This is a genomic window from Moorena sp. (assembly GCF_982860115.1).
Genome location: NZ_CEYLVT010000030.1, coordinates 1 through 25,628 on the forward strand (window position 1 = coordinate 1; position 25,628 = coordinate 25,628).

General features: G+C 43.8%; 12 protein-coding genes and 1 pseudogene. 6 read left to right on the forward strand and 7 right to left on the reverse strand.

What is annotated here, in order from left to right; genetic code table 11:
• Positions 1–50: 50 nt before the first annotated feature.
• Positions 51–212: pseudogene (locus AC4II3_RS07770) on the forward strand (DNA-binding protein); the annotation flags it as partial.
• Here the strand turns inward: AC4II3_RS07770 and AC4II3_RS07775 are convergent.
• From AC4II3_RS07775 to AC4II3_RS07785, 3 genes are all read right to left on the reverse strand, one after another.
• Complete coding sequence (locus AC4II3_RS07775) at positions 135–3,032, reverse strand: glycoside hydrolase family 10-like protein (RefSeq protein WP_488014969.1); 2,898 nt, start codon at positions 3,030–3,032, stop codon at positions 135–137. The pseudogene AC4II3_RS07770 and the gene AC4II3_RS07775 sit on opposite strands and share 78 nt — an antisense overlap.
• Before the next feature lie 193 nt (positions 3,033–3,225).
• Positions 3,226–3,486, reverse strand: coding sequence for a BrnA antitoxin family protein (locus AC4II3_RS07780; RefSeq protein WP_488014967.1), 261 nt, complete (start codon positions 3,484–3,486; stop codon positions 3,226–3,228).
• A 732-nt stretch (positions 3,487–4,218) separates the two neighbouring features.
• Positions 4,219–5,793 (reverse strand): S8 family serine peptidase, encoded by a 1,575-nt coding sequence (locus AC4II3_RS07785; RefSeq protein WP_488014965.1) that lies wholly within the window; start codon positions 5,791–5,793, stop codon positions 4,219–4,221.
• A 1,457-nt stretch (positions 5,794–7,250) separates the two neighbouring features.
• Between AC4II3_RS07785 and AC4II3_RS07790 the strand changes: the two genes are divergently transcribed.
• From AC4II3_RS07790 to AC4II3_RS07810, 5 genes are all read left to right on the forward strand, one after another.
• Entirely contained in the window at positions 7,251–7,499 is a 249-nt protein-coding gene (locus AC4II3_RS07790; protein ID WP_488029237.1) for a hypothetical protein, read from the forward strand.
• A gap of 248 nt (positions 7,500–7,747) precedes the next feature.
• The gene (locus tag AC4II3_RS07795; protein WP_488014959.1) at positions 7,748–8,086 is read left to right on the forward strand and encodes a type II toxin-antitoxin system RelE/ParE family toxin; all 339 of its coding nucleotides are present in this window, start codon (positions 7,748–7,750) and stop codon (positions 8,084–8,086) included.
• Between the two features lie 7 nt (positions 8,087–8,093).
• The gene (locus AC4II3_RS07800; protein ID WP_293097046.1) at positions 8,094–8,393 is read left to right on the forward strand and encodes a Fis family transcriptional regulator; all 300 of its coding nucleotides are present in this window, start codon (positions 8,094–8,096) and stop codon (positions 8,391–8,393) included.
• A gap of 351 nt (positions 8,394–8,744) precedes the next feature.
• Complete coding sequence (locus tag AC4II3_RS07805; protein ID WP_488017448.1) at positions 8,745–8,939, forward strand: hypothetical protein; 195 nt, start codon at positions 8,745–8,747, stop codon at positions 8,937–8,939.
• A gap of 321 nt (positions 8,940–9,260) precedes the next feature.
• Complete coding sequence (locus AC4II3_RS07810) at positions 9,261–10,472, forward strand: RNA-guided endonuclease InsQ/TnpB family protein (protein WP_488029236.1); 1,212 nt, start codon at positions 9,261–9,263, stop codon at positions 10,470–10,472.
• Positions 10,473–10,483: 11 nt separating this feature from the next.
• On the opposite strand, the gene AC4II3_RS07815 is transcribed toward AC4II3_RS07810, so the two are convergent.
• The 4 genes from AC4II3_RS07815 to AC4II3_RS07830 all read right to left on the reverse strand — a co-directional run bounded on the left by AC4II3_RS07815 (position 10,484) and on the right by AC4II3_RS07830 (position 25,257).
• A complete protein-coding gene (locus AC4II3_RS07815; RefSeq protein WP_488007448.1) occupies positions 10,484–13,231 on the reverse strand; it encodes a DEAD/DEAH box helicase in 2,748 nt (915 codons plus the stop codon).
• A 255-nt stretch (positions 13,232–13,486) separates the two neighbouring features.
• Positions 13,487–15,763 (reverse strand): OmpA family protein, encoded by a 2,277-nt coding sequence (locus AC4II3_RS07820; RefSeq protein WP_488007446.1) that lies wholly within the window; start codon positions 15,761–15,763, stop codon positions 13,487–13,489.
• A 171-nt stretch (positions 15,764–15,934) separates the two neighbouring features.
• The gene (locus AC4II3_RS07825; protein ID WP_488007444.1) at positions 15,935–22,768 is read right to left on the reverse strand and encodes a hypothetical protein; all 6,834 of its coding nucleotides are present in this window, start codon (positions 22,766–22,768) and stop codon (positions 15,935–15,937) included.
• Complete coding sequence (locus AC4II3_RS07830; RefSeq protein ID WP_488007442.1) at positions 22,765–25,257, reverse strand: hypothetical protein; 2,493 nt, start codon at positions 25,255–25,257, stop codon at positions 22,765–22,767. Before AC4II3_RS07830 ends, AC4II3_RS07825 begins: the two co-directional genes overlap by 4 nt.
• Between the last annotated feature and the right edge of the window lie 371 nt (positions 25,258–25,628).

The following is a 25,628-nucleotide window of genomic DNA, read 5'->3' on the forward strand; positions in this document are numbered from 1 at the left end:
ATCTCAGCCTCAAAAGAAGACTGGGTCATTTTCTCATAGTCTAAACTCCAGTAAAACGCAGCGGCAACAATCTATACGGCAACCAGGTAGAAATCCTTGGCCCTTGCCGCATTGTCTATAATCCCGATAAACCACTATCTTGTGGTGCTCGTTTGTGGATCGAAACCTTCAGTGATGTCCACTTCATTGGTGGCAGCTTCCCTGCCAGCTAATGATCGATTTTGGAGCGTCCGCTCACCATAGCGCAATAATCGTTGGATTGCTTCGAGACGGTTGTCCCATACCTGGACTTGATAGGGTTGCTCAACGGATTGTCCAAACATCCACGTTTGAAAGCGAGTACGGAAGGATGACATGGACAATTGTGCTGATAACAAGCTCATCATGGATGGCTTGTCCGCTAGTCGATTCAGCAACAGGGAGAGGGTATCGGCTTGTTGTCCCCAGTCTGAAAGGTCTGGTTCCCCAATTACGATTTGATTATTTGCCAACATAAAACTCCATTCCTGTTGCAGAGCCTGATAACGTTCTGCTGCAGCTAGGAACGGTTGACGGTAAGGTACTTGTACTTCAGTGGTAGGTTCTTCTTGTCCTTGAGTGCGACTTAAAATACCCCTGAGATTATCATTGAGATTTTCTACTGCAAATAGGGCATAGCCAGGAGCTGGTAAATCTCGCAGCAGTTGGATTTGGTCAACAGCTACAATATCGGGCAAATTCAATAGGCGAATTCCTGGCAAAACTAAGGCTGAGCTGATGGAGGATTTAGTTAGCCATGGCTGGGCTAATTTTTGTAACTCTTCCGTTTCCAGCGCATAAGTCATCGGTACCATCAGGTCAATCTCACCCCGAGACGCCCAATCTTCCCAGTTTTGTTGGATTTTTTGCAATCGGTCTTCCCGAGGCATGGGAAATACAGCAGCAGAGATAATCAACTCGGAACGTTTCTGGCGCAGCATTTGTGACACTGACTTGACTAAAGTATCGATTTGTTTGATACGAAAATCTGTCCACTGTCGCCATAAGTTCTGATCCTTTGGGTCAATCTCAATCGGGTCAACACCGGTCAATGCCTGGAACTGTTCACGGGCTGCCTTACCATAGCCAAAGGTATGACCAGCTTTGGGGTCTTGAAACGGATAGCGAATATAGTCCAGCTGAATCCCATCTACTTCATAGTTGCTGGCTATTTCTTCCAATAGCTTGGTTAGATAATCCCGCACTTCCGGATTAGCGGGGTCAAGAAATGCCTTTCTAGTTCTCTTGTGAAACACACGTTTTTCGTTATCCAAGATTGCCCAGTCTGGATTCTTGGATAGCACTGGTCCGAGATAGTCTGCTGGTTGATCCAAAACTGCATTGTGCCGCTGGTTAGCTGCAGCAAATATCCAAACCCAAGCGTGCAATTCCATCCCTCGTTCATGGGCTAACTTGACTGCTGCTTTTAGGGGATCCCATCCCTCAACCAGGGGATTTTGCTCTGGTGCGATCGCACTCGGGTAAATCGTATAACTAGCGTTAACCGTTTCAAAAAAGATGGTGTGAAAACCAGCTGTAGCCAATTTGTCAAAAATCTTAGCTAAATCTTTTTCAGACTTGGCTTTAACAATAGTACCCCGGTCTAGCCAAATGGCTCGAATCTCTGACTGGGCTAGTTTACGATCAATTGGGTAGTTTTCCCACAGGGTATTTCGTGCTGTCATCCACAGCTGACTTGCCTTTTGATACTCTCTGCGAGCCACCGCTCGACGGAAATTTTCCAAACCCACTCTGGCCTGATGCAATGCCTCAATAGCTGAGTTAGCAGCTGAGTCAGTTTCATCCGTTTTACCCTCAGAGGTTTCCTCGGAAGTTTCCGACACTTGCTTAGTACCAGCAGTCACAAATTGTTCGATAGCAGCACCTGTAGATAAATTCAGATTACTGTTAGCTGCATCAGCTCTTAGCAAAGCACTTTCAAACCGACCAATCAGATTTTCTAACTCCCGCTCCATGGCAGTAGCTTGCTTTAGGGTTCTAATTCGTCTTATATATCGCGGTGGTGGAGCTTTTGCTGGTTTGGGTGACGGAACTAATAGGGAATTGGTAGGCTTAGCTGAAGCATCTGTGTTATTTCCAGACTCTGCATCTTCTGTTTCCAGCTGTTTCTGGGCAATAGTAGTGTCGATATCCCGACAATGTTGTGGAGAGTGATCAGAGGATTGAGACGATGTAGGTGAATTACTGGTGAGTTGGACATCAGTGATATTGACATCAGTAACTTGGACATCATAGCGACCAAGAGCCGCTCGTAACCAAGCACTATCGACCTCCGCCGGAGCTACCCGATCGATACCCCAGCGCCAACCAAAAAACGTAGCATTATTAGAAGTTACTACAGCAGGGGGCTTGTCAACCTGACTCCAGACCGCAGCAGTAGTGGAATTAAGATCAGTAGGGATCAGAGTGCCGCCCTGAATGATACCTGTAATTCCAGTATCCTGCACCCATGTTTGGTTACTGTCTGGGGAAGGATGGAGGATAGAGGGTTGGGTCATCGCAAACCCCCAATAGGCACCTAAAAGCTCACGCAATTCTTTGCGGATGTCAGGTTTGGAAAGTAACCCAGTCGGACCACTGACAATAACTTTTCCTCCTTGTGCAATCCACTCCTGTAACGCTTGGAATTGTTTTGGGTGGAGGAACTCGACATTGGGCAAAAATAGCAAGTTAGTGTTATCGAAGTCAGAGGCTTTCTTAACGTCAGTCAAGTCAACAATACAGTAGTTAACTCCAATTGAATGCAAGCGTTCGGTAATTCCAGACCAATGCCCTTGATTATCCCGACTCTTAACTACTCCCAGTTGCACCGTTTGAGCTCTAGCCGCTGGTAACCATGGTAGACAATTGAGCAAAAGCCCGATCAAGGTACTAACTACAATAGTCTTGGGATCGATAGGATTAGATTTGACTCTGGTTAAATCTCTGATCAAGGGGGTTAGCTGCTTGGACAAAGAGCACTGCCAATTGGAACTATCACTACTCCTGAACACCGTTCACTCCTTAAATTAATTATCCAAATCTTAACCTCTCTTAGCAATTAACAACGTTCGTTAGCGAGAAGTGCGGATTTAGATCACACAGATGGTGGCAGGTATTGGTTCAATTGTAGTTTATGACTGGTATAACCCATAAGGGATATCATGTCGGCTATAATTACCTGAGATTAAGGGAATAGTTTTACCATCAATGATTACTTTTGTTTAGTTGATGATTCACATAACTACGAAGAACATTATTAATCGATGATTGATAGCCTTTACCTTGACTTTTAAACCAGTCTATGATGTCACTATCTAAGCGAATATAAATCGCTTTTTTAGTAATTGGTTTAACCATTTTGGCATTTTCCCAGAAATGATCGTCTAACTCAGGTATATCTGAGGTATCAATAGCAGAGTCAGGAATAGTTTTGATTTCTTCCAGTCGTTTTGGCGAGATACTCATAATACTTTCTCTTTGTCTTGCAGCGGTCAGCGGTTAGCGGTCAGCTAAGGTAACAAATATTAAACCAATCCTTAGCTATTTTATTCAAAAATTCCGTAGGGTGCGCGTAGCCCATAAGCTGATTGCTGATTGCTGATTGCTGATTGCTGATTGCTTACCTAGGGAGTAGGAGTAAGAAGTAAGGTGAAGCAAATCGAATGGCTCTAATAATTATCAGAAACGTTATAATTATTTGTGTGGCAAAATAAACCGTAAACATTTAGGTAAGCAATCAGCTAATGCGCGTTAGCTGATTGCTGTTCGCGTAGCGTGCGCGTAGCGCATATGCTGACGGCTGAATGCTTACGATAAACCCTACCCAAATTAATATCCTGGATAGGTTGGGCATCTCCAATGAAGACTCATAAGCATCGGTCAGTCTGTGGGAAATTAAAACAGCAGTTAAATAATGCGGTTAAACGCTGGTTTAATTCCAGGGCTGTTTCATTCTCAATTTTTTGGTTCTCTGAACCTCCCAAGTGGCAGAAGTTTCGCGCCTGTTTTTCTAAAATTAAACCCAATAGTATAAAAAAACGGCGATTTGCTGACCAGAATGGGCTTTGGACCCCTTACCCATTAATTTTAGAGTCGAAAATGAAACAGCCCTGCCTCTTTATCCTGGTACCCCAACTACTCAGAATAAAGACTGTGTTTCTCGGTTTTGATTTTGGTAGAGGAGGGTAGCAGATACCACTAACCAAATATCTCATCCAATTTCATCATCGCACGCTTTATGTCTGGCCGCACTCCGATCTTCTGACCAGGTGAAGAGTTACCTGTCCATTGCAACAGTGCTCTCATGAACGCTCCGTCGAGCGTTACATGATGAACTGTCTTTGAGTATGACTGAATTAGCGCCAATGCTCCTGCACACAGCGGTGTGGCTGAGCTTGTCCCATTGAATGTATTTGTGTAGCTCTGTTGTCCTCCACGCTCACCATACAGATTCCCGTACCCCGTCGTTGTTACATTTTCTCCCCAAGAATTAATCATGACTTGAGTTCCATAGTTTGAAAATCCTAGTCGTTCAAACGAGGATGAACTACCAGCACCGACAAGCATCCCGCCATTGTCACCACGATAAGCTAAACTGCCACAGCTACTGGTATCCAGATAGTTACCGCCATTACCTGCTGCTAAGATAACTATGACCCCGCTTTGTGTAGCACTCTTGATTAGATCCCAATTTGAACGTGAAAAATCGAACGGATAATATGTTGTGCAACTCCAAAACTGAATATCAAGGCTTACAATATCACCAGGGTGGCTATCTGCGACAATCTTACTCAATTGGTTGGTTTTGTAAACATATGTTGTTCCCCCATAAGCAATACCAGTTGTTCCAAATTCATTGTGCGTGGATCTTATACAACCAAGGGATGCTGTACCATGATCTGGAGAACTTCCATCGGCTGAAACGATATCAAGCTCCTTCAAGTCCTCATGATTCTCAATTAAACCAAAGTCCAAGTGGCGTACAACAGATGCTTTACCAGTTATTCCTTGTTGCCAAGCATATTTCACATTCATTCCCGGTGGGTGGTTCATATATGTTTGCCTGGATGTAAAATCTGGTGTCTGCTCTGCTTTTTCCACTACTGCTGTTTTTCCCATTTCCATTAATTCTTGGTATATGGGAGGCGATATTTCTGTAGTTTCCAATGATACGTACTCGACTTCATCTAAAGCATCTAATTCAAGTGCAAGCGCAAGTAGTTGCTCATTGGAGGCATCCTCATGCATTATGACTTTGAAGATATTAAGCACATTGTTGTCTTTCATTGGATGTGACTCAATGCGACGTTTATCAGCGTCGGAAAAGACACTCCTGAAATTGCATCGGTATTTGCCCCTTTTTTCTAGGGCTTCTTTTCCATTGGGTTTGAATTTTACGAACAAAGCATGTTCTTGGTTGGTATCTACGATTTCGATGACACTTTTTGGTTCAATACTTGGCAACTTCTCTGACTTTGCCGGATCAAATTCGATCTTTTGAAGACCGACTGACAAGTCCACAGAGTTGGACTCGATGGTGATATTTTCTCGATCTGTGAAATACAACTCAGCTACTACTGAGTAAGTTGATGAGTAATTGCAATTGAAAATCACACAAGAGCGAACATCGATCTCTTCTGTGGCAGACTCCACATGCTGATCTTGTTTTAAAGAGTAGACGATTTTGTGGATGTTGCTTGCGTGCTTGTAGCCTTGCACTTCTGCAAATACTCTCTGGTGATCATTTGAATCTCTGGTCAGTAGTACTTCCATAATTAGTAGTCCTTTCAAAAATGGCTCATCAGTAGGGAGCATGTCACTTATGCAGAACATTTGTACTAAATCTCTAGCCCCCTCATGGGTTTAAGCTTGCTCTGATGGTACATAGTTCATTTGTTCTGGAACTTTGACCTGCTCCCCATCAATTTGTGAGAACAATTTAATAGTAGCCCTGTTATATATCTCTTATCCTCATAAAACTCATAGAAAACCTCATAGAAAACCTCATAGAAAACCTCATAGAAAACTCATCAAAAAACTCATCAAAAAAACTCATCAAAAAAACTCATCAAAAAAACTCATATAAAACTTATAGAAAACTCATAGAAAACTCATAGAAAAACTCATAGAAAAACTCATAGAAGTAGTCAGGGTAAACTCAGATCTTGCACCTGATCATACAAAAATCAAAACCCAGCTCATGTAACCAAGGCATAAGTGTATCTAACTGGCTAAAAATGGAGAGAAGTAAGACATGAGGCTGAGTGCCTGACACATCTTGGGAAATGGCAGTGATCAAGGGGTGCAGTGCTTCGAGGGAATACGGGTAAACCAGATGCGGTCGTAGTAATGCGGATCAGCCTTCAAAGAAGCAAAGCTTGGTGGCGGGTCGCGGGGTAACTTGAACACAGGGGTTAATAATTGGCGTCCAAAGTTGAGAACCCCCTTGAGCCAGCGCAGACCGATTTTGAGATAACTGATGCCTCGTTGCTGCCAATGGGGACAAACAAGTTGACGCAAGCGGTGCAAGTTGTACAGCCAGACAAAGAGTAGTGCTGTTTTGGAGAGCGAAAGCGGCCACAATGGTATTAGCGCTTCGTATGCTTCGGCTGAGTTAATCCGAGAATCTTCCAGTTCAAAAGCTCCTGACTTGCTACCCTTGAAACAACTCTTCGACTCCTTACCGCTTTGCGTATTGCCACAAAGTCTTCAAAGTAGGAGATTCATCAGTAATAACAGCCTTTGGTTCTTTGACACCTTTGACAGTAGCTAGTACCAAGTTACAATGATGCTCTCCATCCTCCCACAAGCCTATATTGTGATAGAACACCGCTTCTGCTCAGGTCGGCCAAAGATAACTGAGTTATTGGGGATAGCGGCGAGGGCCATGGAGCAGTAAATCACGCTCGGAACCGTAGGCAGTAATGCCTTCCACTGGCTTGCAACCAACTCATCAGGTTATGATTGGCTTTGCCTCGAAGGGCTTTCAGCATCACATCGGGGTGAAGACTTAAGAACCACAGCTAGAATTAGAGCCAGAGATAAAAGCCAAACAGCTAGCAGCAACTGCTAAAGTCAGACAAGGTGAGTGGTTAGCTAAAGAGGGTGAATTAACCAAAGCCCTATCTCTCTATAAAGAAGCCCAACAACTAGATCCAAACCTAGAAATTGATGCTGATTCTTGGAACGCACTCTGTTGGTTTGGTAGCCTCCATGGATATGCTACTGAGGTGATGGATGCCTGTGAAAAAGCAGTAGCCAAAGCACCTGAAGAGGCATATATTTTGGATAGTCGTGGTTTGGCTAGGGCTCTGACTGGGGATACCGCAGGAGCCATATCAGATTTTCAGGCATTTGTAGACTGGACCGACAATGATAAGTGGAAAGCAGAACGGCAGAAATGGATAGATGAGCTGCGGGCTGGTAAGAATCCTTTTACAGAAGAGGTGTTGAAGGGTTTACTTGAGGAGTCATTGTAGGGAAGGCAAGAGGCAAGAGGCAAGAGGCAATAGGCAATAGGCAAGAGGCAATTGGCAAAATTTGACTACAAGAGCTTTTGCTGCTTCTATCAATGTCCTCTGAATGTGTAGTGCTATATATTATAAGCTTTCCTTCGACTGCTATATTTGGGTAACTCAATCGCTACATCCTTTACAGTAAGAGAGTTTGAGGTGTAAAGTAGTACAAATGAACGGAGGACTTCAGTCACAAATGGGACATCAGCTCAATGACCTCTAAACGAATTCCTGCTAAGTTTTATAAAACTGAATCTGATAACGAACCTGTCCGTGATTGGCTCTTAAGTTTAGACAAGGAGGAACGGCGGTTAATTGGCACAGACATCAAAACTGTTGAGTACGGTTGGCCTATTGGTATGCCTACCTGTCGCCCGATGGGAAATGGTTTATTTGAAGTCCGTACTAACTTACCTAATGGCCGCACTTCCCGGGTTATTTTCTGCATTCATAACAATCAAATGGTTTTGTTACATGGATTCATAAAAAAAACTGAAAAAACGCCCAAACAAGAATTAGCTTTAGCTTTACAAAGAAAAGGTAACTTATAAAAATCAAATGAATAATAATCCTTATATCGGTTCTTCCTTAGATGAACTTTTAGAAGAAGATAACATCCTGGCTGAGGTTGAAGCCGTAGCTCTCAAACGAGTTTTAGCTTGGCAAATCGAACAAGCAATGCTTGAAAAAGGACTAACTAAAACTGAAATGACTAAGGTCATGAAAACTACTCCTGCGGCATTAGATCGTCTTTTAGATCCCAACAATACCTCTGTAACCCTGAACACAATTGAACGGGCAGCTAATGCACTGGGTAAGCGGTTACAGCTTCAATTGATTGATGGTGATGTTATATAGGGGTTTTCAATAGGCAATAGCCAATAGGCAAGCTAGCAATAGGCTGTGGAACTGGCATCAAGCTGTAGAACTGGCATCTTGCCAGTGTCATGGTTATGGTCGGGCGGGCAGGATGCCCACTCTACTGATATTGATCAGGCAGTAGAACTGGCATCAAGCAGTAGAACTGGCATCTTGGCAGTTTCAATATATTTTTTGTAACAAAATTTTTCAAAATATGTTATAATAAAATATTTTTGTGCTATAGTATAAGCGTGGGCGCTGAGACGCCCAGAGTCAAGAGCTAGCCCGGGGACAGTGCAAAATCAACGGGCTAGCTCTGGCTCCCCTAAAAAAGGAGACAATTTGATTATGAGTTATTCTGAACGCCTTCATCCGTGGGTGGTCATTAGGCTATTACCACAAATGCAGCGAGTTGTTGTTGCTCGCTTCCGCAATCGATCGGATGCCGAAGGACATTTGTGGGCCCTGAAACGATTAATGCCGGATGCGGAATTTATAATTATTTTTGATGTGGGGAATAATCCAGTAGGGAATAGGCAATAGGGAACAGGGAACAGGGAACAGGGAGATTACCTAGAAAAAAGTTGTTTTTTGATAACTGATTGTAGCGTTTTTCGCAGTTATGAGGTACATTATTCTTTGACCTTTATTCCCTGTTTTGATTAAGCGATCGCTATTCCCGATTCCATCACTTCCCCTCCTGGGAGGGGTTAGGGGTGGGTTCCTATTCCCTGCTCTGCTCCCTACTCCCTGCTCCCTGCTCCCTGCTCCCTGCTCCCTGCTCCCTGCTCCCTTTTTGTTTTTACTTGACATATTACGCTAATTGTGTTAGCGTAATTATATAATAGAAGAGGTCGAGTTCTGATGATCATACTTGAGTTTAAAGCCTACGGTAAACCGCATCAATATCAAGCTATAAACGAAGCAATTCGGACGGTTAAATTTATCCGGAATAGCTGCATTCGTTTATGGATAGATAACAAAGGTACAGGGAAATACGACCTTAGCAAGTACTGCAAAATACTAGCTAAAAAATTCCCGTTTGCCAATGAACTAAACTCTACTGCTCGACAAGCTGCGGCTGAAAGAGCATGGTCATCAATTTCTCGCTTCTTTGAAAACTGCAAGAAAAAAGTACCTGGCAAGAAAGGCTATCCCCGTTTTCAGAAACACTGTAGGTCGGTTGAGTATAAGCAATCAGGATGGAAACTTTCCCCTGACAAGAAAACAATTACATTCAGTGACAAGAAAGGAATAGGGAAGTTAAAACTCAAGGGTACCTGGGACTTATGGCGCTTTGACAAGAAGCAAATCAAACGGGTTCGCATTTTTAAAAGGGCTGATGGTTATTATGTTCAGTTTTGCATCTCTGTGACGAACGAAGAACAATTAGACCCGGTTGACGCTACTGTAGGATTGGACGTAGGTCTAAAAGAATTCTATACCGATTCTAGGGGAAATACTGAACCCAATCCCAGATTTTACCGTAAAGGAGAAAAGCGACTAAAGTTTTACCAACGTCGAGTTTCTCGAAAAAAGAAAGGCTCTGCTAACCGTAAGAAGGCCGTTAATAGATTAGGTAAACAGCACCTCAAAATAAGTAGGCAGCGTAAAGAACATGCCAAGAGACTGGCACGTTGCGTAATCCGGTCTAACGACCTGGTCGCCTATGAAGATTTGAGGGTAAAAAATCTGGTTAAAAACCATTGTTTAGCTAACTCTATTAACGATGCAGGTTGGTATCAGTTTAGGAAATGGTTAGAGCATTTTGGCAAGAAGTTTGGTAGAGTCACGGTTGCAGTGAATCCTGCCTATATAAGTCAAAATTGCCCAGAATGCGGCGAGGTAGTCAAGAAGTCCCTATCAACTAGGACTCACGTCTGCAAATGTGGTTGTAAATTAGACCGAGACCACAACGCCGCAGTCAACATCCTGAAAAAAGCCTTGGGTACGGTGGGGCACACCGGAACCTGGATCATCGATCCGAACACTTCGGGAGATTTAACCTCTACTGCTCTTGGTTCCGGCCAGGTTCAGCAAGTCGAATCGTTGAACGAAGAATCCCCGCGCCTTTAGGTCGGGGAGTGTCAATTCACTCTTTCATTAACCGGAAAGCGGTCAAGTAACTGAGCAGCACGAATCGCATTAGCTTTTAAAGACTCTGATAGAGGCAACACATGGGGAATTTGGGATAATATATCTAAGGTTCGACGTAAAATTCGCACCACATCCCCTTCATCTAAACTGGTATTACCGCATATCTCCCGCCAGGATTTGCCTAATGACCACTGTTCTATTAGACCAATTAACCTATCCTCTGACCAAACGGGTAAGGCAACATGATATCGACGCTGTAGCTGAAATACTTGACGCCGAATCCTCCTGAGGTTTGCCAATGCCTCTAGCACTTCCTCACTTGGTTTATAGTTTGTCCAACTATCCGGTCTAGGGGTTTCGGTAACTATAGCAGAGCAAGCTGCTGCCAGTTGGTGGGGGTCTAAGTCATCTAATTCTCCCGACAGCATGGCTAAGGCTAGCCACAACTCATTCTCTCCCCGAACCGAAGCAGCCACTTGCCCCAGAACAGTGGGAGTTAAGTCCTCCAAAGAACCAGATGCTTTTAAAATTTCAATCAGGTTCAGAAATTCGTGCCAATGCTGAGCCTGGTATTCTCGGAATTTAGCTTGACGTTGGTTAATTTGCTCCTGCAAAAACAACCGTTTTTTGTGGCGTTTGATCAGTTGAGAAGGATTACCCCACTGACGAAGAGCATGGGTTTCCATTTGACCCTCTAGATCACCAACAACACCTTGTTGCTCCCTCACTTCTGGAGCAACCCAGAGTTCAGCAATAGTGGGAACTTGGTTAGCCAAGGCTTCAGTATCTTCATTTCCGCTTTTGACTTGACCTGGTTTAATCTCAAGTCCCTCTAAAGGCTGGAGAGTTCCAATATCAAGGCATCGAAGATTGATAATGTCAGAAGAGTCACCTTGAGTTGAGCCGGTTGAGTAATCTTCCGTAGAGCCATTGGATGCTTGGTCATCGGCCACTTCAGGAAAGCCATCTAACCCCATCACATCAGCAGTTGTTGCCACATACCATCGGTTAGCAGCACTTAAGCACACCAGATAAGGGAATTGACCGGAACCCTTTTGTTTAGCCACCAAAACAGCTGGAACAGGATAAGACACTGGCACATTCTTGCCCTTCAAATAAAGAATCACTCCCGGTTCCACCTGTTGTAGTAATTGGGATACGGCTTTAGAAACAGATGCCTCTGCTTGGTGTTGCAGGTCTTTAAGGATGCGGCGCTCTACTTTCAGGTGTTCCTTCAGTTTTTGATAGCCTTCCATTACTGCCACATCTACCGGTGCCAGTTGAAAATCAATTCTCGTCAGTTCCGCAGTCAGTTCAGTAATTGCCTGTTGTTGAGGTTTGAGGTACAAAGTAGCTAGATACTGAGCAAAGCTGCGTTCAACTAACTCCTTGGCTTGAGGCAGAGAGTGAGTTTGCAACAAATTCAGTACCATACCATAGGTAGGGGTAAACTGACTGACTAGGGGATCAGCACCAGCCGTTGCTAGATAAGCCGCCTCCTTAGCCCCTTCAAAGGGAGTTTGCACCGTCACCACATAGCCATTGGTATCCATCCCTCGCCTTCCTGCTCGTCCAGCCATCTGCAAAAATTCAGAAGCAGTCAGTAGCCGGTGTCCTCGGTCAGTACGCTTAGATAGACTGGAAATAACCGTGGTACGAGCAGGCATGTTAATTCCTGCTGCTAGAGTTTCTGTAGCAAAGACCACCTTCACTAGTCCTTGTTGGAATAGTTCTTCCACTAGACCTTTCCAAGCCGGTAAAATTCCAGCATGATGGGCAGCTATACCTCGGTAGAGGGGCTCAATTTGTTTGGTACGAGCTGCTTCTGGATTCTTAGTGATAAATTCATCAATCCGTTTCTTGAGTTTAGCTGCTTCTTGTTCATTGACCAGGGATAGTGGACCCATCTCATCTACTGCCTTATCACAGCCTCGGCGGCTAAAGATAAAGTAAATAGCTGGTAACATCTCCCGTTTTTTTAGTTTGCTCACCACAGTGCTAATGCTCGGGCCTTCCGGACGTCCATGTTTGTCTTTGCTTTTAGGACGTCTGGTTTTGAGGGAGTTGTTAATCTTGGTGTGGTCGTCATTCAGCAGGGAGACAATTCCCTTGGGATGGGCAAAGTAAAACTCTAGAGGAACAGGTCGGAAGTCAGAGTAAATCAGCTCAGTGGAGCCATGAACTTGATTCAGCCAGTCGGTCAGCTGGTCAGAATTGGCAACAGTGGCCGAGAGGGCAACAATTTGGATATCTGGCGGACAATAGATAATTGATTCTTCCCAAACCGTGCCTCGTTGTCGGTCATTCATGTAGTGACATTCGTCTAGGATGACCGCCTCAACCCCTAGCATCGAGGCTCCCACTTGACCAATTGGGGTCCCATAGAGCATATTACGGAAGATTTCCGTAGTCATCACTAAGACGGAAGCTTCCCGGTTGACCGAGGAATCACCGGTAACTAGACCGACTTTGTCTGCGCCAAATTTTGCCCGAAAATCCCTTAGTTTCTGGTTGGAGAGCGCTTTGAGGGGGGTGGTGTAGAAAACACGTCCTCCTTGAGACAAAGCACGATAAATGGTATACTCCCCAATTAAGGTTTTCCCAGAACCAGTCGGAGCACAGACAACTACTGATTTACTCTCATTGAGAGCCTCAATTGCCTGTTTTTGGAACTCGTCGAGTTCAAAGGGAAATAGGTTGTTCGGGTCAAGGTCTACTGATGAAGTAGCAATATTCACACAAGGTTTTTCCAATAAGGTATATGATCGTGTTTGTGTTGCTTGTAATTACATAGTCCATTGGTTGTATATATTGTATGTTAGTTAATTAATTGAAAGGGTGTACACCATTTTACTCAAGATAACCCTGGTGTATTTATAGGGAGTTTTTTCCTTTAACAAAGAGCCAGACCAACTCGACCTGTTGTAATAAATGGGTTTGACGCTATTACCAAAAACTATTCCGATCGGGGATTATCCATATAAATCGGTATGTCACTCGATTTGTAAATCTTCTTCTTGTTCTAAAAAGATAATCTCCAAACCCCTAACATCTTGGAAGATAAACTCCACCCGACGATTACGTGCATGATTGACTAATGTAGTTCCTGTGGTCTTTAGCTGGTTTTCACCAAAGGAGCGAATAGTCATCCGTTCTGGCCCAACTCCTAGACGCAACAGGTAATCCCGTGCTGCCTTGGCCCGCCGCCATCCCAAGGCTTGGTTATATTCCACAGTAGCACGGAAGTCAGTATGTCCCTGAATATCGATGGTCATGAAGGGATACTCTTGCAACACTCTAGCAATCTGGTTGAGTACTGCCGCAGTTCTAGGACTAATTCTGGATTGGTCAAGGGCAAAATGGATTACCCTAGGTACTTTCAACACCAAGGGTTCAGGTATTTGTGGGGACTGTGGTTGTACCGGAACCCTGGCGACTGGACGGCTGGTACACTGGGGCTTTGCTGTGTTCGGTAGAGTTGTTGCTGACCGGGTCTCGATACTATTCCCTTGATCATCAAGAGCACTTACTACTACAGTCACAGCTGGTTCAGAGGTACCGTAGTCTGGGTGAGTTGCGATCGCACTCAGGTAATCCCCAGGCTGGACATTACTAAGACTAATCCCAAACTTCCCATCTTGATCTGCTTCAGTGGTAGCAATCTTCCTGCTCAAGGGACCATAACCAGGGGTTTTTGGGGAAACCTGGTCTACAAGATAGATATCTACTTCAGAACCAGGGTCAGCTAACCCATCCAAACTCACCTGACCATCCCGTTGAAAAAACTCTACCGCTAACCACCGAGGTGTATTCACAGCATTATTACCAGTGTCTCGCCTACGGTTAGGAGAGTCTCGCTTAGGGTTTGGTCCATCACCGACTTGATAATGCCTTGCTCCGGTATGGTTTCTAGTTACTAGGTCAATGCTCAGTCCTTCTAGAGCCGCAAATTGATTATCTTGGATGATATTGCGATCGCTTTCTGGCTTAGCAGCAACCACCACTCCTGGTCCCGGTTGGTTACTGATTTGGTTACCAATGACTTGATGGTCATCTCCCATCAAATATATGGCAGCCCGACGTAAGCGGCGTCCATTATACTTAATTTGGTTATTCCGAATGCTGACAGCACCCATAGGTTTAAATAGGTACACACTGCTGCCGTCGTTGCCGCAAATTAAATTAGACTCAACAGTAGTATTGTCAATATTACCCTCTAGACGAATAGCATCTGACATCCCAGCCATCCCGTTACCAACGATAATATTTTCGGTAATCTGTAGCTCCCTCGCCTGGTCGGAGGTAATAATCCCGCTACCGTGGTGATGGGCAATTCGATTACGTCGGATCGTGACTCCTGTGCCACTAAACACCCATACCCCAAAAGCTGACATGGTTGATGGCATACTCTCATCCGGAGGTATACCTAGCCAAGTGTTTTCTATAATCACCGATTGAGGAGGTTTGTCGGCAACAAACTGACCATCAGCAAACTGACCGTTGTAGTTGGGTGGCAGCCGATCGGAAATCAATATGTCTGCTGGTGTTGAGATGACAGTTGCTTGGTGCCGACCCTTAAATCCATATATACTCAACCCTTTCACTGTCACATCATCATTAAGGATTGTCAAACCTTGAAAAATCTCTACCGTTTCCGCTGGAGTAATTGCCACCAATGGAATCGGGATTTGAATCTCGGCAGTAGCTGATTGATCTCGGTTATAGCCAGGTTGGGTTGTGCCATCTATGATCACTCCAGCAGTTGCGATGGCAGGTAAGTGTTCTACCAAACGAATAGTAGTTTGCTGGGCAGGTAAATTAAACTCTATTGTTGACCGTGCTGAGGAACTTAGGGATTCTACTTGAGCTTGTTCTGCGGAACTGAGTTGGTCTAGAGTTAATGTGCCGTTGATCAGGTTAATAGCTTCCCTCAGGGTTAAGTTATTGTCTGGTTTTACTGAACCATCTTGGTTACTATTGACGACTACTTTTAGGGGTGATGGTTTTGGTTGGCCTAGGGCTGGCCTAATCAAGGTAAAAGGCAACAGGCAACAGGCAACAGGCAACAGGCAACAGGCAACAGTATGGATGAAGCCTTTTGATTCTATAGTTGATAATGAACTAGGTATATACTGTTTTTTTTGGATAACTCTAGGCTTTTCTTTTTTTTTAATAAAAAACAAACTTAATCTAGAATTGTCATAATTTTTTTTTAATAGTTTCAGTGGCAATTCTGACTTTAAATCCGAAGTAATTATAGTTGGAGTCATAGCTGCTTCCTTTTAAAGATGAATATACTGATAAATAGTTTTATTATGGTTTATTATCTGACACTATTTATAGTTAATGATAAACTATATATTTCTGGTGATTAATAATAAAAATGTCATTATTAATCGGTAATTATACTAAAATTGCCAATTGTCAAGTACCCGAAAATACTATTTTTTTTCTATTATTCTTGCTTGTGTGTTGTCGTCTTCTGATTTGTCATTAGAAAGGGGTTTGCTGTTGTCTTCTAGCCCTTCTTCAACCACAGGTTGGTTAATTTTTTTGGGATTGTCTTGGTCTTGCTTATCTTCAACAATGGATTCAGTTTGAGATTCCTGCTGTTGGGGTGGTGCTACCTTTTGATTGCCAAAGCCGCCAAATAGATTACCAATCAGCCCATCAAGTTTTACAGTAAGTCCTAAATAAGGACCACTGGCGGAACGAGATCCACGGAAGTCGTAGTCGTCAATATGACCAACAGCGTATCCAGCAGCAAGGCGCAAACTAGGAGTTAGGTAGTAGCCAGTTTCAATCAGGAAGCCATTTTCAAAGTAGTCCGCTGAAGGTTGAGAGATCAAGCGAGCTTCACCGACTACATCCCAGTTGTAGCCTAGACGATAGGATGCTCGGACTTGACCGAGATGAATGGTGCTATCTCCGATTAAATCATTGGATAAATAGGATCTACTATAACGCAAAGCATATTTACCGTAGAATTCCCATCGCCAGTTGGGAGCATAGATCATTTCGCCGGAAAATAGATGTTCGTTATAACCACTACCACTGCCCAATAAAATCGTATCGGGAATAGTAGCAGGATTCTGGCGAAACTCATAGCGCATTAAAGCGTTAAAGTTATCGCTTGCGGGATTGCGGTAAGCAACACCTACCCTAAGATTGATCGAATTTCCTAATCGGCTCCTAATTCTTTGATTAGCACCATTCGCCTGTCGATAACTAAACAAAGCAGTTATAGCAGGAGACAATTTCCCAGAGGCGGCACCAGTAATTACAGTGTTGTTGCCACGATTAGAAGAACGATGCTCCCATTTGAAACTGGCTTTGAAATCAGGACTGTCAGTGAATTCAAAACCGATACTGTAGCTTTCTCCACTCTCAAATCCAAGGGCAGAAGCTCCTTGACCAAAAGCGTAAGGTTGACTGAACTGATCAGCAGCAGCATTGTCTCCAAGGAAGTTACCTAATACCCGCTCATAAGCAAGGTTTAGTCGCATACCAGGAAAAATCGTCCAGCCCTGCTTCAAGCCGATAGCGCCCTGACCGGTCATCTGATCTAATCCGCCAACAATGGAGTAACGTCCAGAGATAGTGGTATCAGAGCCAAGATTGTAATCGCCACTGATACCAAGATGGGTAATTTCCTGCCCCTCAAATTGTCCTCGGGTAAACCATTGTTGTCCGATATTGATGGTAATTCCTCGATACACTCGCCAGTCTAATCCGATCGCAGTGCGGTCTGAATACACTGAATCGGTTTCGCTGGATAGGGTTAGTTCATTGAGAGCCTGAAAAGTGAGCCTATCAGTTAAGGGCATCTTAAAACGCGATCGCAACTGATTCGATGTACGACTTCTAGAGTCATCTTTACGGTCTTCGCGATCGCGAAACACCCAGTCGAGTTGGAGGCTACCCGGACCAATACGTTGCTTAATCCCCGCAATTACAGTAGTTAGAGAATTATCCACCCGATTACCAGCCTGGGGTTCGGTACGGGGGTCGAATAAATCACCGAAACTATTAACAACTCGGGGAGCTATACCTCGGTTAGTTTCCCGGTCTACCTGTACCCGAAAACTAGTCGTATCAGTCACTTTGGCCTGAAACTGACCACCATAACGGGTTTGACCAGGAACAAAGCTAATGGTAGCGTTATTGGCAAAGCCAGTTTCAGTGGAGCGCAAATAAGCCTTACCGGAGAAAGCATCACCAAATTTCCCATCTAGTTGGACGCGGTAGGCTGAACCGCTGACTAAGCCTAATTCGTCAGAATCATTGGTAGAGTGAGCGTATTCTGTGATTAATTGAACATTCTCCCCAAAGGAGAATAAACCATCCACACCATAAAGTTCAAAGTCTCTAGCTCCCTGATTTTCCCGTAGATAGCTAGCGCCGAGCCAACTTTCTTGATTAAGTTCCCGAGAGAAGTTGTATTGAAACCGACCTGCGTAAATATTAGTATCTTCGCTATCCCCATCAAATTGATAAGTAACAACAATCCGCCGCACTAAGACTTGTCCTTCTTCATCCAAGTCAGTTCGTAACATTGGTTGGTTGAACAATAAGGTGCCACGGTCATAGTCAATTTCATAATCACTGACCCGACTCAGACGTTCTCGTTGAATTACAGTACCAGGTCGCTGTAGTTCTTCTAACTCGATGTAAACCTCTTCTGAACCAGGAACCAATAGTCGCCGAGACAGAAAGTAAAAACCACTAGTACCATCAGGGGCTATCGTATCCCGCTGGAAGCCTTCTACATTATTGGCGAACAATCCAGTAACTTGAAACTTACCAAAGTTGTAATTAGTCTTGAAGCCATGGAGTTTGCGCCTCGTGGAAGTAAATAGCTGAGAGCGTCTAGAAAACTCCTCAGTGTTGTAATCCCCCCACATCAAATAGTCCGCTTCTATTCCTACTTTTGTCCCAGAGCGTTCTAGCCTCAGATAGAGATTATCTATAGAAGGAGTAGTTACATCCACTGTCGAACTATCACCGTAAACGGGATAGTCTTGTTCAGAGGATTGGAACTCCCGAAATAACCGATTACTATCATTACAATTACAGCCTTTGTTCAAGGCATGGTCAGTATTAAATGACCCAGTGATTAACCAATTGCCAAGGCTTCCAGTGAAGAAAGCAGCGGATCGGATGTCAAATTTAGTGTCATCATCTTCATCCTCTGGTAAAAAGTCCCGAAAGCCCTTGAAAAAGTCTGTCCCTTCAGTTCCCAAACGCATATCGATCACGCCAGTTATTAAACTCGGGCGTAGTGCAGTTTCAAACTGCATTTGGGTAAAGGCTTCTAAATCATTACTAGCAGCACTAATCCGAATCGTTTTAGCGTCTAAGCCTGAGCGCAGTTCAGTGCTAAATTGCCCCTTTCGAGCTTCTACCTGAAATCCCGGTTGGTCTGGGTTTTGGTCTACACCAACGAACTCACCGTCACTGCTGTATAAGGTAACAATGCTATCCCGGTGAGAGACATTACCGAATTTATCCAATAACCGACCCTTAACCGTTGCTAGAGAACGTCCATCGGCTGGGATACGAGCCTCGCGGGTTTCCACAACCAGTTTATCGGGTGTTCCCCTTACTTGTACCGGTATAGAAATTACGTTATCTGATCCAGCGATAGTGGCAGTGATCGTATTTTCCCCTTCCCTAAGGACAATACCATACCAAGTTCGAGTGATAAGATTAGTTAGTGTATCTGTTTCTGTCCGTCCAATGAAGGAGGGGTCTACCAGTTTACCATTGACCCGAAGTTCCACTTCAGCTCCCAAAGCATATTGTAAAATAATGCTAGTTGCTGGGATATCTAATACCTTCTCTGAAGTAGGGGCAAGTACTTTTACATAGGATGATTTTGGTTTAGAGGTAGAAGATGGAGTCGATTCTCTTCTTTGTTCTCGGCGTCTATTTCGGCGGTTGCGTCTTCTTTGCCGTATCCAGTAGTTGGCGATTTCGAGAGTGTTTTGGTACTCTTCTCCTAATTCCGCAAAAGCAATTGTTGGGAGTTCAACTGGTTTTAGGTCAAGGTTGAGTGATGACTCCTGTGTCAAATCCAGACTTAGAAGTTGTTTGTCTGTTAGGTCAAAGCTTGCTAATTGCTCCTGTCTTAAGTTAAAGCTGATTAGTTGCTCCTGACTCGGTTCAATTACTGCTGGTGATGCTTCTATCTGCTGGATTGATTCAGGATTAACCGTAGGATTAAGACTAACAGTTTGCTGGGATGGCAACTCAAGGTTGTCTAATTTCTCCTTATTTAAATCTAATAATGGTAATTCACGATTAACCTCAAAGTTAGGTAAGTCTCCAACTTGGATATCGATATCAGGTGCGTAAGCAATGTCTTGATCTAACTGAGTTTCTGGTATCGGTAGAGTTTCTCTATCTTCATTATTGATACTATTAAAACTAACCCTTTGGGGCGTACCCAGCTCCAGGTTGTCTAACTTATCGTTAGTTAAATCGATATTAGGTAATTCACGATTAACCTCAAAGTTGGGTAAGTCTCCAACTTGGATATCGATATCAGGTGCGTACGCAATGTCTTGGTCTAACTGAGTTTCTGGAATCGGTAGAGTTTCTCTAGCTTCTCGATTAATACTATTAAAACTAACCCTTTGGGGCGTACCCAGCTCCAGGTTGTCTAATTTATCCTTAGTTAAATCTAATAATGGTAATTCACTATTAACCGCAAACTTAGGTAAGTCTCCCACTTGGATATCAATATCAGGTGCATAAGCAATGTCTTGGTCTAACTGAGTTTCTGGAATCGGTAGAGTTTCTTTAGCTTCATTATTGATACTATTAAAACTAACCCTTTGGGGCGTACCCAGCTCAAGGTGATATAACTTATCGTTAGTTAAATCTATCTTAGGTAATTGATTACCATTGATATCAAAGTTGGGTAAGTCTCCAACTTTGATATCAATACCAGGTGCGTAAGCAATGTCTTGATTTGACTGACTTGCTGGGATCGGTATAGTTTCTCTAGCTTGAGGATTAACCGTAGGATTGAGACTAACCCTTTGCTGGGAGCGCAATTGAAGGTTATCTAACTTATCGTTAGTTAAATCTATCTTAGGTAATTCACGATTAACAGCAAACTCAGGTAATTGTCCCCGTTGGAAGTCGATACTAGCTGCAATGGCAATGTCTTGATTTGACTGACTTGCTGGTATCGGTATAGTTTGTTTAGCTTCTCGATTAACTCTCTTGTTGAGACTAACCCGTTGGGGCGCACGCAGTTGAAGATTGTCTAACTTATCGTTAGTTAAATTTATCTTAGGTAATTCACGATTAACAGCAAACTCAGGTAATTTTCCCTGCTGGAAATTGATACTAGATGCTATCGCAATCTCAGTAGGTGACTGACTTGGTGGGATCGGTATAGTTTGTCTAACTTCAGGATTAACCGTAGGATTGAGACTAATCCTTTGGGGCGTACGCAGTTGAAGGTTATCTAACTTATCGTTACTTAAATCTATCTTAGGTAATTCACGATTAACCGCAAACTCAGGTAATTGTCCCTGTTGGAAATTGATACTAGATGCGATTATTGTAATCTCTTGATTTGACTGACTCGCTGGGATCGGTATAGTTTCTCTAGCTTCTCGATTAACTCTCTTGTTGAGACTAACCCTTTGGGGCGTAGGCAGCTCCAGGTTATCTAACTTATCGTTAGTTAAATCTATTTGAGGTAATTCACGATTAACCTCAAAGTTAGGTAATTTTCCCTGCTGGAAGTCGATACTAGCTGCAATGGCAATTTCAGTAGATGACCGACTTGCTGGTATCGGTATAGTTTGTCTAACTTCTCGATTAACTCTCTTGTTGAGACTAACCCGTTGGGGCGTACGCAGTTGAAGGTTATCTAACTTATCGTTAGTTAAATCTATCTTCGGTAATTCACGATTAACCCCAAACTCAGGTAATTTTCCCTGTTGGAAGTCGATACTAGCTGCTATCGCAATCTCTTGATTTGACTGACTTGCTGGTATCGGTATAGTTTCTCTAGCTTCTCGATTAACTCTCTTGTTGAGACTAACTCGTTGGGGCGATTGGCCTACGGCCACGCTACGCGAACGCAGTTGAAGGTTGTCTAACTTATCGTTACTTAAATCTATTTGAGGTAATTCACGATTAACCCCAAACTCAGGTAAGTCTCCCTGCTGGAAGTCGATACTAGCTGCTATCGCAATCTCTTGATTTGACTGACTTGCTGGTATCGGTATAGTTTGTCTAACTTCTCGATTAACTCTCTTGTTGAGACTAACCCTTTCGGGGGTACGCAGTTGAAGGTTATCTAACTTATCGTTACTTAAATCTATCTTCGGTAATTCACGATTAACCCCAAACTCAGGTAATTGTCCCTGTTGGAAGTCGATACTAGCTGCTATGGCAATCTCTTGATTTGACTGACTTGCTGGTATCGGTATAGTTTCTCTAGCTTCTCGATTAACTCTCTTGTTGAGACTAACCCGTTGGGGCGATTGGCCTACGGCCACGCTACGGGAACGCAGTTGAAGGTTATCTAACTTATCGTTAGTTAAATCGATATTAGGTAATTCATGATTAACCGCAAACTCAGGTAATTGTCCCTGTTGGAAATTGATACTAGGTGCTATCGCAATCTCTTGAGATGACCGACTTGCTGCAATCGGTATAGTTTGTCTAGCTTCAGTATTAACACTATTGTTAAGACTAACCCTTTGCTGTTGTTTCAGGTCTAGATTAGCAAGTAGAGCTTTTGGTGAATTCAGCTGAGGTAGTTGACCAGGCAGTAGAGCAAAACTAGGTAGCAAACCTTTACTCAAGTTCACTACAGGTGCGAGGGCGATGTCTGAGGAGGGCTCTGTCTGTTGGACTGGTGAAGGAGTCAGAGTGGAGTTGAAACTAACGATAGGTTCTCGTTTCAGGTTGAGCCTAAAACGTTGATCTGACCTGAGATCGACCCTAGGAAATTGTCCATCGTTGATGTTAAAACTGGAACGCTGTCTTAGACCAATTGTTGTTGATCGCTCATTTTGGTTTAGGGAGGGAACCAGAGCGGGATTGAAGCTGAGGATCGGTTCTTGTTTGAGATCAAGACTAGGTAGTTGACTTGGATTCAGGTCAATGACTGGTAATTTATCCTCTGCTGCTTGGCTTGATTCAGCTTCAGCGATCGCAGGATACAGCACCATGGTGACGCTACCTGCGATCGCTCCCATTAGCTGTAGTTTACAAGATATGTTATATTTATTAGTTACTTTCATTGCTGATCCTCTTCGTTGAAGGTCGGGGTGACTGCAAAGTTCATGCGTGCCATACCACCAGGCTCTAAACGCACGAGTCGGGATTGACTGTTGCCTTCACTGAAATGGGTATTGGGAGCTAGGGTGTAACCTGGAAGGCTAGTCAGGTCTAAAGCTCCAGTGTGGTATCCCGGTAGAACGTTCTTAACCGAGAACAGACCATTGGCATCAGTAGTAATTCGGTTACCGTTTTCCATAAAGATCACCGCATTAGGAACTCCCGGTTCTCCTGGTTGCTGATGACCATCAAAGTTTTTGTCTACAAATACTCGACCTAGTAAGGTACCGCAGTCCGAAATAATGCCGGGATCAACTCGTACTCGATGAACCGCTGGACCATCTTTGATCTCCCAACCGTTGTCATCCCGTTCCGCAGCAACAATAGCTGAGTTCTCCCCGTCACCCCGGATGCCATCTGGAGTGACTTGCACTCCATAAGCAATGTTCAATACTCCACCTTCTGGAATTGGCTCTGTTGTCGTGAAAGTAATTCTTGCCCCATCTTGTGTGGTTTCAATCTCCACTGATTGTTGCTGTAACTCGCCCCGGACAGAATCTTCAAGGAATTTGAATCCTAGGGGTAAGTCGTCAGTGACTACAATGTCAACCACAGCACTACTGGCTAGATTGCGCACAGAGAGGCGGTAGATGATAGTATCTCCTGGTTCAGCCGTAGCTCGCCCTGCGCTCTTGGTAATCCGAATCGATTCAAGGTCACAAATACCTGTATCTACATTCAACAATCCCAAAACTAGACCTTCCCGTTCCGCATTCCGAATCAGGAATTCACCCTGTACCTCTGTGGGATTGGCATCGGTACTAATCGGTAGACCATCTACAGACGTAGCAGTATAGGAAACTATACTTTGCACTTCATCAACATTAGTGATAGTCAGCCGAATCCGCCGTTGGAGGAAATTGCTATTAGCCGGTGGATTAACCACCAAAATGTAGCTTCGACCTTGGTCTAACTGACCTCGGTCTCGATCAAACAGAAAGCTGTATCTACCTCGGTTTTCATTGTCCTCATTAGTAACGAAATAGGGATTAGCATTAGTAGTATTAGGTTGAATCCCTTCAGGAATGTTGTTATTTGGGTCATCGGGAACTTCAGTGGTGGTAAGTTCTACAGCATTCAAGAATCCTGTAGGGTCATTGGGGTCTGGATCAAATAAGCCAACACTAAATCCGGTATAGTCATCCAACAGTTCATTGTCACAACCCCGGATTTCCCCAAACGGGTCAATCAGTTCGATGTTGGGGTCTGGTGTAGGAGCTATAGTAGCTATGGTCTGTTGTGCCGTTTGTAAGGAGGTATTGTCTTGACCGCAATTACTGCTAAACCCTAGAGCTATCGTTTGCTCATCGTTGTCTTCAGCAGCAGCATTAACTGCCACTTGCACATTCAGCACCACCTCCTGCCCAGGCTCGATTGTCAGGGTTTCCGGGGTTTCCTCCAAACCCTCAACAGTAACATTGCCAATGGAAGCTGAACCCACCAAGCCACTTTGAGCAATCACGCTGGCTTGGGGAGTTTCTACTTCAATCGCTGCCTCCCCAGTGTTAAGCAAGGCATAACGGAAACTGACAATATCTCCCGATTGCACCCGCGACCCCTGACCAGACTGAATATTTCCTAGGTCTTGCTCAAGAGAGTCTTTAGCTTGGATTAGGAGTTGTTGTTGTTCAGGGATAGCATTGAGGGCTTCATCAAATGCTTGCTGGCGAATCTCGGTAAAAGTAGTGGTACTTAAGTCAGTTGGAATTAAGCCAGCTGCGGTATTTTCAGCAGTTGCGGCATCGGCTTCAGCAATACCAATGGATTCTAAGCCTTGTTGAGCTAGTCCAGTAAACACTAGAGCTATGACTTGATCTGTCTGACTATTCTCCCCATTTAAGAGTGCAGCTTTATTCGGTATTGCTTCTTCAATAGCAGTTTTGGCAGCAGTGATGACTTGATCAGCAGTAGTGTCAGTGGATGAATTAGCAAAACTCATTACCGCTTCGATACTGGCATTGCTGGCTTCTTCTGAAGTAAAGCCCAAGGTGACTAGTTCATCCTCCAGGGCATCAGTCATAGCACCTAAGCCAAATACCAACTGGCCTTCCCCATCTTGAATCCCCTGAGATACCAGATTGAGAGTTCCTTGTTTAGAGATTTCACTGTTGACTTTTGCAGAAGTACCAGTAATAAATAATTCACTAGGTCGAGAGAATCTTCCCCTTGGACCACGAGGCATTTGGTACCGATAAGTGACTTGATTGATCACAGTTGCTTCTACTGTTTCAGGAGCTGTACACTGTAGCGGTGTCTGACCAGTTGTTGCTGAAACTTCAGTTGTTTGAGTTTGCGATAGTACTGGTGGAGATGTGGGTAAAATACCTGCTATTAAAGCTGTTGCTAGCAGCTTTGGGAAACGCTTCTTCCAGTAAGGGGTTGATTGGCACATTTTGATAGTAAATCACTGGATATTTTTGTTAATTCAAGTTCGGTTTTTTTATAAAATTTAAAATTTTTTTCGGTTATTTTTTGGTTGATTTAATACTATTTTTGATCACGGGGTAACAACAAAGCTCAAACCTAGATAGGTGTTAGGTGTTAGGTGTTAGGTGTTAGGTTTTAGGTTTTAGGTTTTGGGTAAAATGAGCGCGATGAGTCATTTTTATTTCCCAGCAATTGAAGCAATTTTTACCAAACAACGTCAATGATAGTTTTTATCAATCCATCCCGCAAGGGCAATCTTCACGCTTCACCTAACCCCTAAAACCTAACCCCTGTAAGATTTTAAATTAGCTTGTCACCCCCTGAGCTATTTTTGTG

Bases quoted from the DNA above. Each gene is read 5' to 3' on its own strand.
- AC4II3_RS07780 (WP_488014967.1), bottom strand. From the start codon at position 3,486: ATGAGTATCTCGCCAAAACGACTGGAAGAAATCAAAACTATTCCTGAC.
- AC4II3_RS07785 (WP_488014965.1), bottom strand. From the start codon at position 5,793: ATGGAAGTACTACTGACCAGAGATTCAAATGATCACCAGAGAGTATTT.
- AC4II3_RS07795 (WP_488014959.1), top strand. From the start codon at position 7,748: ATGACCTCTAAACGAATTCCTGCTAAGTTTTATAAAACTGAATCTGAT.
- AC4II3_RS07800 (WP_293097046.1), top strand. From the start codon at position 8,094: ATGAATAATAATCCTTATATCGGTTCTTCCTTAGATGAACTTTTAGAA.
- AC4II3_RS07805 (WP_488017448.1), top strand. From the start codon at position 8,745: ATGAGTTATTCTGAACGCCTTCATCCGTGGGTGGTCATTAGGCTATTA.
- AC4II3_RS07810 (WP_488029236.1), top strand. From the start codon at position 9,261: ATGATCATACTTGAGTTTAAAGCCTACGGTAAACCGCATCAATATCAA.
- AC4II3_RS07820 (WP_488007446.1), bottom strand. From the start codon at position 15,763: ATGACTCCAACTATAATTACTTCGGATTTAAAGTCAGAATTGCCACTG.
- AC4II3_RS07825 (WP_488007444.1), bottom strand. From the start codon at position 22,768: ATGAAAGTAACTAATAAATATAACATATCTTGTAAACTACAGCTAATG.
- AC4II3_RS07830 (WP_488007442.1), bottom strand. From the start codon at position 25,257: ATGTGCCAATCAACCCCTTACTGGAAGAAGCGTTTCCCAAAGCTGCTA.